Raw genomic sequence first — 13,547 nt, forward strand, 5'->3', positions numbered from 1 at the left:
TGGATATTTACCCCAAATCCGTATCTGGTAGTGCGCCGGACCATGGTGTGTTGGCATGATTACCTCCACGAACTTCTGACGCATATCTCCACAAAGCCCTGACGCGCACCTCTCACCTCCCTCACCCTCAGCGTCCACAAAGCAAGAGGATCCGGCCCGTGTCTCAGCCGCTCACCGATCAGCGTCAACGCGCCGAGTTGATCGCAGAGCTCTACGACCGCCATGCCGCCGGGCTGTTCGCGTACTGCGCCGACCAGCTCGGCGACCTCGGCTCCGCGTCCGACGTCCTGGTATCCCTGTTCTCCAGCGTCGCCGCGTTCCCTTCCCCCGCGGAGCCGCCCCGCGCCGCTCTCTACGCGTTCGCCCGCCGCGAGATCCACCGGCGGGACATCGTCTACGCGCCGCCCGCCGTCGACCCGCTGATCGACCCTGCCACCGCGCTCGTCGAGCGCACCCTGCGCGAACTGCGCCCGCACCAGCGCGAGGTGCTGGTGCTGTGCGCGGTCGCCGGGCTGAGCAAGGCGGAGCTGGCGTGGGTGCTCGACGTCGCGCCGGACACCGCCGAGGAGCTGGCGGTGGGCGCCGGCCACCGCTTCAGGCAGGCCTTGGGGTCGGCGCTGGCCTCGACGGGGGTCCGCATCCCCAAGCCGGTGGCCGACGTGTACGGCGCGCTGGGGGTCGCCCCGCTCCGCGACGTCCTCGGCCGCCTCCCCTGGCCCCAGGCGCCGGGTGCGCTCCGCATCCACTTCGTCGGCTCCCGTACGGCCGCCCCCGGACCGCTGTTCGTGAAGCCCCGCTGGCCCAGCCCCCCGATCTGGCCCCAGCCCTTGGCCGACGCGGACCCGGCGACCAGCACGGTCATCTTCCCGGCGGAGCTGCTGACGCCCCCTTCGTCGTCACGCGTGCCCGACCACGACGCCACCACGGCCCCGATGCCCAAGCTCCGCGACCCGCTGGACTCGGCCCAGCCTCGCAGGGATCCGCTGGCCTCCACCGAGTACTTTCCCCTCAGGGATCCCCTGGCAGCCCTGGACGGCGCGCGACCCTTCGTAGGAAGGACCTCTGTGCCGTCCGACGAGCGCCCGTTCTTCCTGGCCCCCGAGCACACGGGCGGCCTGGAACCTTTCGCCACAGGCGACGTGATCTTACCCAGAGACACCCAGGAGCCCTTCGCGACCGGCGACGTGTTCCTCCCCCCGAAGCCGTCGGCGGCGGACGGCGACATCCTCGCCCCCAGAGACGTCCTGGTACACAAGGGCCCGGCTCGCCCCTTCCCGCAACCGTCGGCGGCTGACGAGCCGGCCCGCGAGGCGGCTCCGCTGTTCCGCCCCCGCTCGAAGTCCTCCAGACGCACCAAGCCCACCGCCTCGGCCGGACCCGCCGAGCCGACCGCCTTGACCAGGCCCGCCGAGCCGATCTACCGGCTCCCCGAGCCAGAGGAGGCCCCTTCGAGCGCCCCTGCCGCGCAGGAGGCCCCTCGATCAAGCACTCTCGCCCCGCCCAAGAAGGCGCCTTCGACGGCCCCCGCTCCTCCTGCTCCAGAACCCTCTCTCCTGGCTCCGCGCCCCGTACGCGCCCGGCCCGCATCCAAGAAGCGCCCGGAGTACCGGGCCCGGCCCGAGAAGGTACGGCGCCGCAAGGACCGGCATTTCGACTGGGCCTGGGAGGCCGTCGGGTTCCTGATCTGCGTGGCGATCGCGATGATCGTCTTCTTCTCGGTGCCTATGTTCGTACATCCGTGAGGGACGTCGTTCAGCCCGGTGGCGGGGGACTCGCCACCGGTTCCTCTGGCGGGGAGAGGCACGGCAGGCCGGCCGAGCGGTAGAGCACGACGATCAGTGCCGCGACGGCCGCGAACCAGGCAATGAGCACGACAGGGCCCAGATCGGCGTAGCCGTAGCCGACCAGCATGCCGAGCGTTTCCAGGATGACCACCGCCCAGCGCAACACGTCGAGAAGCGCGGCTCTGGAGACCTCTCCGCGGGGATGGATCTGTCTGATGACGGTGTCGACAGACACCCAGACGGTGATCAAGACGCCGACTGTGTTGACGATGCCGATCACCTGAGTAATGGAGGAGATCCCCTCCCCAGGGCTCGCTCCGGACGCGGCCGTGGCGACGAACGAGATGCCGACCATGGCGATGGCAAGGGATTTGGCTCTGCCCAAGGGGTCGTCGGCGGATCGCTGCAGCTGAAACAGCCCGGACGCGCACAATACCCATCCGACGGGGTCGAACAGCAGGTCGAAGCCGTTGAAACGGAGGGCGCCGAAGACGACGACGAAACCGGTGGCGATCTTCGTGACGGGCAGCATATGCCACTACCTTCCGGGCTTGTCATTGACCACGGATGAGCCGGCCGTCAGGGCCGGTCCGAGCTCACCGCTTCATTGCAGACCTTGCTGGCGAGAGCTCGCTGCCAGGCGACCTGGAGACTTCCTCCGGATCCTGTCATTCGCCATGAGTCCCACGTCACCTCCGCCGACCCTGAGCCCATCCAGGTTTCATAGGTGAAGCGGACTGGCTGGGGTTCGCGTGGCACTGCCGCGCAGTCGGTGATGACAATGCGCCTCGCCAGGGTCTCCTGGCCACCACTTTCCACAGTGACCGCGGCTTGTTCTTCCTGCGCCTCGTCAGCGGGTAGCAAGCGGAGGCCCGGAATTTCGGCGGAGATACCGGTGAGAGTGAAGGAGGCCATGCCTTCGTTTTCAACTTCGATATACACGCTGGTGGACAGGACACCATTCTCGTCAACGTCGGCGTGAGGTAAGAAACTATCAAGACTCCACCGGATATGCGGGGTCGTAGCTGACAACCACCACAAAGCCACTGCAATAGCAACAATCAACACCAAACCGGACATCGTCACACCGCGTAATCGCGCCCACTGTGCGCGCCATGTGACGACGCCGAATTGCTGCCATATGTCATCCGAATTCACGATATAGAACCATATAGGCTACCCCTTCGTGACAACACCTCCGATGATCTCCTGGGCAGCCGCCGCGCTCACCCTGCTGGTAGCAGCCGCGCCGGTCACTGGGGAGCGGCTCAACAGGTTTGCCGCACTGATGGGTCTTTCCGTCACAGCGGCCAACGCCCGGCAGATCATCGATTACTTCGCCGGCCTTCGCCGTTGGCGGCTCATCGCCCTCGTCCTCGCCGTTCCCTTGACTTGCTCACCAATGATCCGTTCTATTTGGCGCTGGGCTGGTGTGCCGCTTCCGCCTTCCGCGATGTACGACTGCCGGCCCGCATGCTTCACGTTCACGACGACGCGAAGATCTATCAGCGGGCATGGTTGCTCGGTTCGGCGGGCGCCATGGTGGCCAGCGGCTACCTGCTGACGAACCAGGGTGCCACGCCGGCGCGTCTGACCCATTCCGTCATCGTGATCGTCGTGGCGGCAGCCGTACCGCTTGCCGCCCGGAAACTGAGCGCCAGGCCGATGCCCGAGGCATCGGATGACATGACCCGGGCCGAACTGGCCATTGGCCGATGGTCAATGCGGAACCTTTATCTTGGCGGCACCGCAATCGTGTTGTCGGGCACGCTGCTCATCCCCGGACAACCGCCACGGCGCGAACTGCCCGAATACTCAACGCCCAAGTCATTTCCAGAGCAAACGGCCGAGTTCACGGAGGTGAACGAATACAAGGGGCCCACCTGTCCTTGGGTCGACGAGATGGACGACCCCTGCCGGTCGTGGCTCGTGAACGGGCAGCCATTCCCGCAGGCCGCGCCGTACGTCATCGGGAAAGGCGGAGCACCCCGGCCGGCGCCGTTTGTGCGCAGCCCCGACAAGAAAGCCGCCGTCTATCTGGACAGGCGCAGTCGCCGCATGGTGTATCAGGACGCCCAAGGCATCCACCCCCTCACCGAGAGCCTGGCTGACGCCGCGGTGCCCACGGCCACGTTCGAGGGCCAGAACAGGTACATCGCCCTGGCCAAGGACGACGCGCAGATCACCGACACCAAGACCTGGACCACTGTGCCGATCCCCGGCGCTCAACAGGTCCACGACCTGAACAGCAGCGGGATCGTGGTCACGACGGCATCTCAGGTACTCGTGCTCGACCATCGGGGAAAGAAGCGAATGAGCCTCCCCTTCAAGAGAGCCGCCAAGGATGCCCCAGAGGACACGTACAACCTCAGGACGGACGGAAGTCGCCTCGTGGTCATCAGGAGCCAGGAGACTGTCGAAACCTTCGACACAGGGACCGGGAAGCGTCTGGCAATCGTCGTTCCCACGTTTCCCGGCGACGACTTCCTCGACATCGGTCTCGGGTGGTCGAAGGAGGGCGCCTTTCTGGTCCGCAGCTACCTGAGCGACCGCGTCTACAACCTCGACCTGGCGACGGGCAAGCTCTGGAGACGCAAGAGGTGAATCGATGTCTAGGTGTCCAAGCTCGTCATCGATCCCGAAGCCGACGAACAGATCGCCGCGCAGTTCCCAAGCTGAACAGCGCGGGTTCGATTCCCGTCACCCGCTCTCAGAACGAGGAGCCAGGTCAGGGGTTGATTTCCTATCTGGCTTTGTTTGCGGCAAGGGACCGCCTTCGATCTTCCCCAGGCTGATCATCGTCCACATCGAGGGGCCACTCACTCACGGGCCGATGTCGCCGCCGGCCAGGCTCCCGATGGTACGGTGGCCGTGATCGGTGCGGTTCCCAAGCTGACAGCGCGGTCGATTCCCGTCACCGCTCGACACCTTCCAGTTAGCCGATCTTCGATGTCAGCCCCAAGTGAGGGAGACCGGCATGGCAACCCCTTCCTGGTACGAATCACTTCCCGAAGTCATGAGCGAAGCAGAGTATCGAGCGTTGCCAGAGGACGTCGCCGGGAGCATCGAGGTAGTCCACGGGCACGTGATCAAATGCGAGTCACCCGCTATGCAGCACAACCGCATAGCCCGTCGTCTCGCCGGCTCACTGGAAGCCGCTCGTCCGATCAGCGGGCCGTGTCTGAGCGTTGAGACCGACATCGACGTGGTGCTCTGGCGGGTTCCCAAGTTCACCTTCCGACGTCCGGATGTGGTGGTCTACAGGTGTTTGGACGACCCTGGCCAGAAGCCGGATGCGTCCCAGACCCTGGCCGTCGTCGAGGTCTCCTCCCCTGGGACCGTCCGCGAAGACCTCACCGATAAACGCACACAGTATGCCGCCGCCGGCATCCCGCTCTACCTGCTCATCCTGCTCGACGAGAAGTACGAGATCCTCGAGGTGAAGGAGTTCCACCTCGATGCCGTAGCCTCCGAATACAGGCTCCATCGGGTTCACCAGGCAGACCTCGAGCTGGAACTCCCTATCAGGGTGACTATCCCGTTTCTCGTACTGACCGCTCCCTGAGACTTTGCCCCGTGTGCCCATTTGCTCGGTGACCAGCGGGGGCTCATGGCCACTCGGCTCTTGATCACCTTGCAGAGGTCCTCGAACCGCAGGCTGGCAGGTCACGGCCGCCCGAACATTGCCATGCCCGCACCCGCGACATGAGGTCCTTGAGGCCCGCTTCAGACTCGGCAGCCGATGTCCAGGTTTCAACGGGCTAGGTGTTCTTCCTGAGTCTCCCTCGGGCCTGGGTCATTACATCGGGATGAGGATCCTCAGCGAGAACCTGCAGGACGGCTTCCGGTGTGGTGGGCCATGCGGCCAGCCACCACCGTACGTTGACCGAGCGATCACGGGTCAGGCGTTGCAGTTCGTCATGAGGGAGCTTCCCTGATTGCACTGCGGCCGTGCGCACGGCTGCTGACCTGTCGATTGCCAGAAGGCGGTGTCGATCTATCGTGGTGAGCGGGTTCTGAGTCGCGCCGGCGCGGACCTTGGGATCGGCGTCAGTTATCAGAGTGGCGAGGATGGCTGGGTCATCGGTGTGCGCTGCCAGGCCCGCGCGGACATTTGGGGAGCGGTCCCTGGCGAGTGCCGCGCTCGTCTCCTCATCCAGTCCTCGGCTCTCGGCGAGCAACCGGCGCAGATCCTCGTCCGTGGACCGGCAGATGGCACGGTGAACCTCGACATCGGCGGCGGGATGGTCCGGCAGGGACCATCGGACCGACCCGTAAGGATCTTCCACCAAGGCGACCAGAACATCGGGTGGACAGGCGGGATTCTCAACAAGGATCTGACGGGTCTTCAGATCCGGGTCCCCGGCGAGTGCGCGCAACAATCCGTCCGGCGCGTCGCTCCGAGCCGCCAGGGCACGCCTGACCGTGCGGGAGGAGTCTGCGGCCATGGCTTCGAGAATCTCTGGGGGCGTGGTGGGATCGCCAGCCACGGCCAGCCTTCCTCGAAGTGAGCAGCATCATCGCAGCCGTCACCGACAGCGAGAGCGCCAGAAGGTGGCAGGGGAAGAACGGCACAGCCCAGATCGGAAAGTTGTCAGCCCTTCCTGCGAAGATCGCCGCGAGTTCGTGTGCTTCCCGGCCCACCTGCCCGTTGGTTACTCGGCTGAGAGAATGAGGCCGCTCGTCGGTACGCCTGTTCCTGCCGTGACCAGGACGTTCCGCACGTCCGTGAGCTGGTTGGCCGCCGTTCCCCTGACCTGACGTACCGCCTCCGCTATGCCGTTCATGCCGTGAATGTAGGCCTCTCCCAGCTGGCCTCCATGCGGGTTGACCGGCAGCCTGCCGTCCAGCTCTATGCTCCCGCCCCTGAGGAACTCCGGGGCCTCCCCTCGGCCGCAGAAGCCCAGCTCCTCGAGTTGGGCCAGGACGAACGGGGTGAAGTGGTCATACAGGATGGCCGTTTGGATGTCTTTGGGGGATAGGCCGGACATATTCCATAGTTGGCGGCCCACGAGCGACATTTCGGGGAGGCCTGTCATGTCGTCTCGGTAGTAGCTGGTCATCATCATCTGGCCCATGCCCGAGCCCTGGGCGGCCGCCGTGATCAGGGCGGGTGATCTGCGGAGGTCGCGGGCTCGTTCTGCCGACGTGACGACCAGGGCCACCGCGCCGTCGCTCTCCTGGCAGCAGTCGAGCAGGTGCAGCGGCTCAACGATCCATCTGGACGCCTGGTGCTCCTCCAGCGTGATGGGGCGCTGGTAGAACCAGGCGGCCGGGTTGGTGGCCGCGTGCCGGCGCATGGCCACCGCCACCCGGCCGAAGTCCTCCGAGGTGGCGTGGTACGCATACATGTAGCGGCGCGCGAACATCGCCACCCACGCCGCCGGCGTCATCAGGCCGAACGGCACGTGCCAGCTCATCTCCAAGCCCTGGGAGGTGGGCTCGCCGGTCAGGCGGCTGTTGGGCTGGCCGAAGCGGCGGCCCGAACGTTCGTTGAAGGCGCGGTAGCACACGACCGTACGCGCCATTCCCGTGGCCACGGCCATGGCCGCGTGTGCCACGGTGCCGCAGGCCGCGCCGCCGCCGTACTCGACCCGCGAGAAGAACGTCAGGTCCCCGATCCCCGTCTCCCTCGCTACGGCGATCTCCTGGTTGGAGTCCTGGGTGTAGGTCACCATGCCGTCCACGTCGCCAGGTGACAGGCCCGCGTCGTCCAGGGCCGACAGCACGGCCTCCGCGGCGAGCCGCAGCTCGGAGCGGCCCGACTGCTTGCTGAACTCCGTGGCGCCGATGCCGGCTATGGCAGTACGGCCGCTCAGCAATTTCCCTCCTCGACCAGGGTGACGGTTCCCGTGGCGTGATCACCCAGGCTCACCTTGCCTCGCACCTCAACCGTGAGCCGGCCGTCCTCGCGTGACACGACCGTCCCGTTGAAGCACAGGCGGTCCCCCGCGTACGCCGGTACGCCCAGCTTGACCGCGATGCGCTCGATGACGGCCTCCGGGCCCGCCCAGTCGGTGACGTACCGCTCGACCAGGCCCATGGTGGTCAGGATGTTGAGGAAGATGTCCTTCGAGCCCTGGGCGCGGGCTACCTCGACGTCGTGGTGGACCGGCGTGAAGTCCATGGTGGCCAGGGCCGTGGAGACGACCACGGTGGGGGTGAGGTCGATGGCCAGCTCCGGCAGCGTCGCTCCGATCTCCATCACGCCTCCCCTGGCATCCACATCGGCAGGACGAGCTGCTCGTCCATCCGCCGGTACGTCACGCGCAACGGCATGCCGACCGAAACCTCCTCGATCGGGCAGTCCACGACGTTTCCGACGATCCGTACGCCTTCCGGCAGCTCCACCACGCCCACCACGAACGGCGTCTGCCTGCCCGGCACCGGGGGGTGATGGTGGACGACGTAGCTGTAGAGGGTTCCCTGGCCGCTCGCGACCGCATAGGCGAGGTTGGCCGAGCGGCAGTGTGGGCACAGAGGGCCGGGCGGGTGGCGGAGCTCGCCGCAGTCGGCGCAGGTCTGGATGCGGAGCTCGCCCTGCTTCACGCCTTCCCAGAAGAACGCGGTGTCCTGGTTGATCGCGGGTTGGAGCGGGTACGCGGCCGCCTGTTCCTTTTCCGGAGGGCGGCTCTCACCGGCGCGTGGGCGAAATTTCAGGACCCGGAAGAGCATTTCGGCGACCGGCTCGTCGTCCTCGCTGTACCAGGTGACCTTCCAGGTGGCGAAGAACCCCACGCCCAGAGCCGTTTTCTTGGGCCCGGCCAGTTCCGTGAACCGGGTGGCCGGGGTCAGCCGCTCGCCGATCCGCGCGTGCCGGTGATAGGTCTGCTCGCAGTTCGTCGCCACCACGCCCGTGTAACCGCTCGCGTCCAGCGTGGCCATCATGTCGTCCACCGGCGAACGGTCCTTGGCCGACCGCCGCACGCCCGGCATCGTCCACACCTGCGCCATCGCGGGCGGAGCGACCCCTTTCTCCAGGTACGCAGGGTTCTCGTCCCCCATGGCGTCCAGCCAGTGCCTGATCATGGGGGCGTTCACGGGGTCGCGCGCCGGGGTCCCGCGTACCTCCCCCAGCGCCGCCTGCTTGTCCGCCAGCTCGTGCAGCTCCTCATCGTTCATGGGAAGAGTCATCGCGGCGGCCTCGGCAGGCTCAGGCCGAGCATGGCGATCAGCTCCCGCTGCACCTCGTTCACCCCGCCGCCGAACGTCAGCACCACCGCCCCCTTCACCCCGTGGTCCATGCGTTCGAGCAGCTCGGCCGTCTCCGGGTCGGACGGGTCTCCATACCTGGACAGGATGTCGCCGACGAGCCTGCCGACCTCCTGCATGCGTTCCGAGCCGTAGATCTTGGTGGCCGAGGCGTCGGGGGCGCCCAGCCAGCCGAGGTCCATGTTCGCGGCGACCTGCCAGTTCAGCAGCTCGTTGGTGCGGAAGGCCGCCCACACCCTGGCCAGCGCCCGCCGTACGTCCGGGTTCGCCTCCTGCCCCGTGCGGCGGGCCCAGGCGAGGAAACGGTCATAGGTCTGGCCGAGGTTCCCGGCCGGGCCGAGGGTGACGCGTTCGTGGTTGAGCTGGTTGACGATCAGGTCCCAGCCCCGGTCCACCTCGCCGACCACCATGTTCACGGGGACGCGTACGTCGCTGTAGTAGGTGGCGTTCGTGTGGTGGCGGCCGTCCATGGTGACGATCGGCGTCCACGAGAAGCCGGGGTCGTCCGTGGAGGCGATCATCATGGTGATGCCCTTGTGCTTCTTGGCCTCGGGGTTCGTGCGGGCGGCCAGCCAGATGTACTGGGCGTAGTGCGCGCCGCTGGTGAAGACCTTCTGGCCGTTGACGACGTAGTGGTCGCCGTCGAGCACCGCCGAGGTGCGCAGGGAGGCCAGGTCGGTGCCGGCCTCGGGCTCGCTGTAGCCGATGGCGAAGTGGCACTCGCCCGCGAGGATGCGCGGCAGGAAGAGGTCCTTCTGCTCCTGCGTGCCGTACTGCATGAGCGTCGGCCCCACGGTCTGCACCGTGATGATCGGGTACGGGACGCCCGCCCGGGCTATCTCGTTGGCGAAGATCTGCTGCTCGAGGGGGCCGTAGCCGCCTCCCCCGTACTCCTTGGGCCAGCCGAGGCCCAGCTTGCCGTCGCGGCCGAGGCGGCGGCAGTGCTCCATGTACGCCTCGCCGAACGGGTCCTCCGCGATCTTCCTGCGGTCATCGGCGGTGAGGCACTCCTGGAAGTACTCGCGGAGCTCGTCTCGGAGGGCGCGCTGGGCGGGGGTCAGGTCGATCAGCATCAGACGAGCGCTCCGATCAGGTCGAGCTGGGCGTCGGCGCCGCCGAGCAGGTGGGACAGGTGCTTGGCCTGGGCGAAGTAGCGGTGCAGCGGATACGTCACGTCCAGTCCCAGGCCGCCGTGCAGGTGCTGGCAGGTGTAGAGGGCCTTGACCGCCTCGCCGACGTGGTACGCGGCCAGCGCCAGGTCCTGGTCGGCCGGCAGACCCTCCCCAAGGCGCCACACCGCCGACCACATGGCCACGTCGAGGGCTCGCGCCGCGATGTAGACGTCGGCGATCTGCATGGTCACGGCCTGGAACTCGGCCAGCGCCCGGCCGAACTGCTTCCTCGTCCTGATGTAGCCGGTGGTCAGCTCCAGGGCGCCGGCCAGCACACCACTGGCCTGCGCGGCCACGGCCGCCATGAACAGCCGCCTGGCTCCGGTGACCGCATCTGGGCCCGCGACCCGCTCGGCCGGGGTGCCGTCCAGCACGACCGTGGCGGCGGGCTCGCCGGTGGACGTGTACTCGGGGGTGGTCGGAGGCGCCTCGACCAGGAACAAGCCCTCGTCGGCGGCGACCAGCACCGGGGCCTCGGGATAGGGCACCGAGACCTTGCGGCCCGTCAGAGCCCAGCCGCCGTCAACGGGCCTGGCGGTCGTCAGGGGCGGGTCGGCCGGCGCCCTCCCGGGCTCGCGAAGCGCGACGGTGGCCCCGGCCTGGCTGCTCAAGCGGCGCTGCTGGACAAGGGTGCCGTAGTGGGCCAGGGTCAGCGTGCTCACCAGCGTGGGCAGCGCGGGCACCGGGGCCGCGCGCGCACCCACCTCCCGCAGCACCACGGCCATCTCAACCGGCCCGAGCCCGGCTCCGCCCGCCTCCTCCGGCACGCACACGCTCATGAGCCCGGCCTGCCATAACCGCTCGCCGTCCTCTTTGGCCAGCACCTCGGCCGCCAGCTTCCGCAGGTCCTGCTGGGTCTCGTCCAGGTTGAAGTCCATTCACGCCTCCAAGAGATGTTGCCTGCCGTGCCGTACGAACTCCTCCTCGATGCCCTTGACGTCCGCGTCGGTCAGCGGGCGGAGCCCGGAACCTGTGCGCCACCAGACCGGGTCAGCGGTGCGCCAGCCCTCGCGGGCGAGGACCCGTTTGAGGACCTTGTGCGAGGGCGTCTGGGGAAGATCATCAGAAAGGCGGATATATCGGGGTAAAGACTTGGCGCCCAGATCGCGGCGCGAAGCGAGGAACGCCGTGAACGCGTCCGGGTCGAAGCCGCCCTCCAGCACGAGCGCCGCCATGACCTGGTCGCCGGCCGCCGGATCGGGCACCGGGTAGACGGCCGCCTCGACCACCCCGGCGAACTCCCTCAGCGCCGCCTCGATGGGCGCCACTGCCAGGTTCTCGCCGTCCACGCGCAGGCGTTCGGTGCCGCGCCCGGCGAAGAACACGTAGCCGTCCCCGTCCGCATACGCCAGGTCACCCGACCAGAACGCGCCGTCCTTGATGCGCTCGGCGTCCGCCTCCGGGTCGTTGTAGTAGCCCTCGAACAACCCCAGCCCGGCGACGTTGACCAGCTCGCCGACGGCCTCCTCCGCGTTGAGCAGGCGGCCGTTCTCGACGCGGCCCGGCGGGCAGGGGCGCGCGGTCACGGGATTGAGGATCTTGACGCCCTCCGGCAGCCTCCCGAGGCATCCGGGCGGGCCGGACGGGTCGGGGCTGAGCGAGATGGCCGTCTCCGTGGACCCGAAGGCGTCGATCACCCGGCACCCGAACCGCTTCCCGAACCTCCTGGTCGCCAACGCGCTCCCCTCGTTCCCGAACGCGATCCGCAGCGGGTTGCCGGCGTCGTCCGCGCGTTCCGGGGTGGCCAGGACATAGGAGAGCGCTTTGCCCACATAGTGCAGGTACGTGCAGCCGTACCGCCTGATGTCCGGTAGCAGGCCGGACGCCGAGAACCGCCGCCGCAGCACCAGCGCCGCCCCTGACGCCACGGCCGGGGCGTAGGCGGCCATCAGCGCACCGGAGTGAAACAGCGGCATCGAGCAGTACACGACGTCGGAAGGCGTGAGCATCGCCGCCAGGCTCATCCCGGGCAGGGCGAGCTTGCGCTGTGTGATCCGCACGGCGCGGGGGCGGCCCGAGGTGCCGGAGGTGAAGATCAGCATCACGAGGTCCCCGGGCGCGTCCTGCGGTGTGGCAGGAGGCTCGAGCCCGACGGCGGACAGAGGCATCGCGTCCACCCCCAGCGCCGCGGACACCTGCCCGGCCGTCGTCACATAGGGGCTGTCGGCCAGGAGCAGGTCCACATCGGTGGCACGGGCGTCTCGGACCAGCTCGTCGACCGAGCGGGTCGGGTTCAGCGCGACGACCACGTGCCCGGACAGCGCCGCCCCGCCCACCAGGAACACCAGCTCCGGGACGTTCTCGCTGAGCACCCCGACATGCAACCGGGCGCCGCGCCCGGACAACCAGGCGCCGGAGGCACGGCAGGCGGCCACGTGCTCGCGCCACGACCACACCATGTCCTCGAACATCAGCCCAGGTCGATCGTCCCCGGCCCGTGCGAGGAGCAGGGCCGCCAGCGTGTCCGCGGTCATCTAGGGCCTCCACCAAGCGCTCGGTCAACCGAATCGCAAACTAGAACAGATTCTAATATCTGTCCAGTGTCCCGCTGTGTCGATAAGTCGGGACATATGCCTGTAACACCGTAGACATGGGGCTATACGGCCACTTTGTGACCCGCGAGTAACAAGCCGCGATATCAAGAAATCAGATAACGTGTTCTTATGCGTACCACGCACGCGTCAATCGCCGCGCCCTCCAGCGACACCGAGGGGACCATGGAGAGCCACCCCACGACGGGCGGGCACAGCGTCCGTACGCGCAGCCAGCACCAACGCCGCAAGCGCATCGTCCAGGCGGCGGCCGCCCTCGCCTCACGCGGCGGGGTCGAGGCCATGCAGATGCGCACCGTGGCCGAGCGCGCGGGCGTGGCGCTCGGCACGCTCTACCGCTACTTCCCGTCCAAGATGGACCTGGTGGTGGCGGTGGTGGGCGAGGAGATCGACCTCCTGGAAAGCAGCATCGAGCGCAGACCGCCCGGAGCCACCACCCCGGCGAGCCGCGCGGTGGACGTACTGATGAGAGCGACGCGCGGGCTGATGCGCGAGCCGGAGCTGGCCGACGCGCTCATCCGCTCGCTGATCATGGCGGAGGTGCAGACGCCGTTCGGCGAGCGCATGACGGGGCTGCTGCTGCGCGTCTCGGCCGACGGCCTGAGCCTCGAAGCCGCGAGCGAGGAGCAGCTCGACCTCGCGGGGTCGCTGGCCAGCGTGTGGGTGCAGGAGCTCCTCGAAATGCTCCGCGGCCGCCGCACCTACGATCAGATCCAGCGCCGCATCGAAACCGCCGCCGCCAGACTCTTCGCCGACATCTGACCATCATCTGTTACGGCTCCGCCCGGGCAGGCCACCCGCCGCACCTGGCTCGCGACCTTCCAGGA

At 67.8% G+C, this 13,547-nt stretch carries 13 protein-coding genes; 4 read left to right on the forward strand and 9 right to left on the reverse strand.

What is annotated here, in order from left to right; all coding sequences use genetic code 11:
* The first annotated feature begins 158 nt into the window (after window positions 1–158).
* Complete coding sequence (locus AB0J09_RS05080) at window positions 159–1,742, forward strand: hypothetical protein (protein WP_360685314.1); 1,584 nt, start codon at window positions 159–161, stop codon at window positions 1,740–1,742.
* Between the two features lie 10 nt (window positions 1,743–1,752).
* On the opposite strand, the gene AB0J09_RS05085 is transcribed toward AB0J09_RS05080, so the two are convergent.
* Window positions 1,753–2,316: a hypothetical protein gene (locus AB0J09_RS05085; protein WP_360685317.1), complete on the reverse strand. Its 564-nt coding sequence runs from the start codon at window positions 2,314–2,316 to the stop codon at window positions 1,753–1,755.
* Window positions 2,317–2,363: 47 nt separating this feature from the next.
* Window positions 2,364–2,942 (reverse strand): hypothetical protein, encoded by a 579-nt coding sequence (locus tag AB0J09_RS05090; RefSeq protein WP_360685320.1) that lies wholly within the window; start codon window positions 2,940–2,942, stop codon window positions 2,364–2,366.
* A gap of 234 nt (window positions 2,943–3,176) precedes the next feature.
* Here AB0J09_RS05090 and AB0J09_RS05095 point away from each other — a divergent pair, with 234 nt between their 5' ends.
* Window positions 3,177–4,388, forward strand: a complete 1,212-nt coding sequence (locus tag AB0J09_RS05095) for a hypothetical protein (RefSeq protein ID WP_360685322.1) — start codon at window positions 3,177–3,179, stop codon at window positions 4,386–4,388.
* A 373-nt stretch (window positions 4,389–4,761) separates the two neighbouring features.
* Window positions 4,762–5,349 (forward strand): Uma2 family endonuclease, encoded by a 588-nt coding sequence (locus AB0J09_RS05100; protein WP_360685325.1) that lies wholly within the window; start codon window positions 4,762–4,764, stop codon window positions 5,347–5,349.
* A 196-nt stretch (window positions 5,350–5,545) separates the two neighbouring features.
* Here the strand turns inward: AB0J09_RS05100 and AB0J09_RS05105 are convergent, their stop codons facing one another.
* The 7 genes from AB0J09_RS05105 to AB0J09_RS05135 form a co-directional block, all read right to left on the reverse strand.
* On the reverse strand, window positions 5,546–6,280 hold the full coding sequence (locus AB0J09_RS05105; protein WP_360685461.1) for a hypothetical protein: 735 nt from the start codon (window positions 6,278–6,280) through the stop codon (window positions 5,546–5,548).
* Window positions 6,281–6,439: 159 nt separating this feature from the next.
* Entirely contained in the window at window positions 6,440–7,603 is a 1,164-nt protein-coding gene (locus AB0J09_RS05110; RefSeq protein WP_360685464.1) for a lipid-transfer protein, read from the reverse strand.
* Window positions 7,600–7,989 (reverse strand): MaoC family dehydratase, encoded by a 390-nt coding sequence (locus tag AB0J09_RS05115; protein ID WP_360685328.1) that lies wholly within the window; start codon window positions 7,987–7,989, stop codon window positions 7,600–7,602. Before AB0J09_RS05115 ends, AB0J09_RS05110 begins: the two co-directional genes overlap by 4 nt.
* Window positions 7,989–8,906 (reverse strand): bifunctional MaoC family dehydratase N-terminal/OB-fold nucleic acid binding domain-containing protein, encoded by a 918-nt coding sequence (locus AB0J09_RS05120; RefSeq protein ID WP_360685331.1) that lies wholly within the window; start codon window positions 8,904–8,906, stop codon window positions 7,989–7,991. The genes AB0J09_RS05115 and AB0J09_RS05120 overlap by 1 nt, the downstream gene beginning before the upstream one ends.
* Before the next feature lie 8 nt (window positions 8,907–8,914).
* The gene (locus AB0J09_RS05125) at window positions 8,915–10,069 is read right to left on the reverse strand and encodes an acyl-CoA dehydrogenase family protein (protein WP_360685334.1); all 1,155 of its coding nucleotides are present in this window, start codon (window positions 10,067–10,069) and stop codon (window positions 8,915–8,917) included.
* On the reverse strand, window positions 10,069–11,046 hold the full coding sequence (locus tag AB0J09_RS05130; protein WP_360685337.1) for an acyl-CoA dehydrogenase family protein: 978 nt from the start codon (window positions 11,044–11,046) through the stop codon (window positions 10,069–10,071). Before AB0J09_RS05130 ends, AB0J09_RS05125 begins: the two co-directional genes overlap by 1 nt.
* Window positions 11,047–12,642: an AMP-binding protein gene (locus AB0J09_RS05135; RefSeq protein ID WP_360685341.1), complete on the reverse strand. Its 1,596-nt coding sequence runs from the start codon at window positions 12,640–12,642 to the stop codon at window positions 11,047–11,049.
* Window positions 12,643–12,885: 243 nt separating this feature from the next.
* Between AB0J09_RS05135 and AB0J09_RS05140 the strand changes: the two genes are divergently transcribed.
* Window positions 12,886–13,482: a TetR family transcriptional regulator gene (locus AB0J09_RS05140; RefSeq protein ID WP_360685467.1), complete on the forward strand. Its 597-nt coding sequence runs from the start codon at window positions 12,886–12,888 to the stop codon at window positions 13,480–13,482.
* The last annotated feature ends 65 nt before the right edge of the window (window positions 13,483–13,547 follow it).

Source organism: Nonomuraea sp. NPDC049784 (assembly GCF_040659615.1).
Taxonomy (GTDB): Bacteria; Actinomycetota; Actinomycetes; order Streptosporangiales; family Streptosporangiaceae; genus Nonomuraea.

Bases quoted from the DNA above. Each gene is read 5' to 3' on its own strand.
- AB0J09_RS05125 (WP_360685334.1), bottom strand. From the start codon at position 10,069: ATGCTGATCGACCTGACCCCCGCCCAGCGCGCCCTCCGAGACGAGCTC.
- AB0J09_RS05140 (WP_360685467.1), top strand. From the start codon at position 12,886: ATGGAGAGCCACCCCACGACGGGCGGGCACAGCGTCCGTACGCGCAGC.
- AB0J09_RS05085 (WP_360685317.1), bottom strand. From the start codon at position 2,316: ATGCTGCCCGTCACGAAGATCGCCACCGGTTTCGTCGTCGTCTTCGGC.
- AB0J09_RS05115 (WP_360685328.1), bottom strand. From the start codon at position 7,989: ATGGAGATCGGAGCGACGCTGCCGGAGCTGGCCATCGACCTCACCCCC.
- AB0J09_RS05135 (WP_360685341.1), bottom strand. From the start codon at position 12,642: ATGACCGCGGACACGCTGGCGGCCCTGCTCCTCGCACGGGCCGGGGAC.
- AB0J09_RS05120 (WP_360685331.1), bottom strand. From the start codon at position 8,906: ATGAACGATGAGGAGCTGCACGAGCTGGCGGACAAGCAGGCGGCGCTG.
- AB0J09_RS05130 (WP_360685337.1), bottom strand. From the start codon at position 11,046: ATGGACTTCAACCTGGACGAGACCCAGCAGGACCTGCGGAAGCTGGCG.
- AB0J09_RS05100 (WP_360685325.1), top strand. From the start codon at position 4,762: ATGGCAACCCCTTCCTGGTACGAATCACTTCCCGAAGTCATGAGCGAA.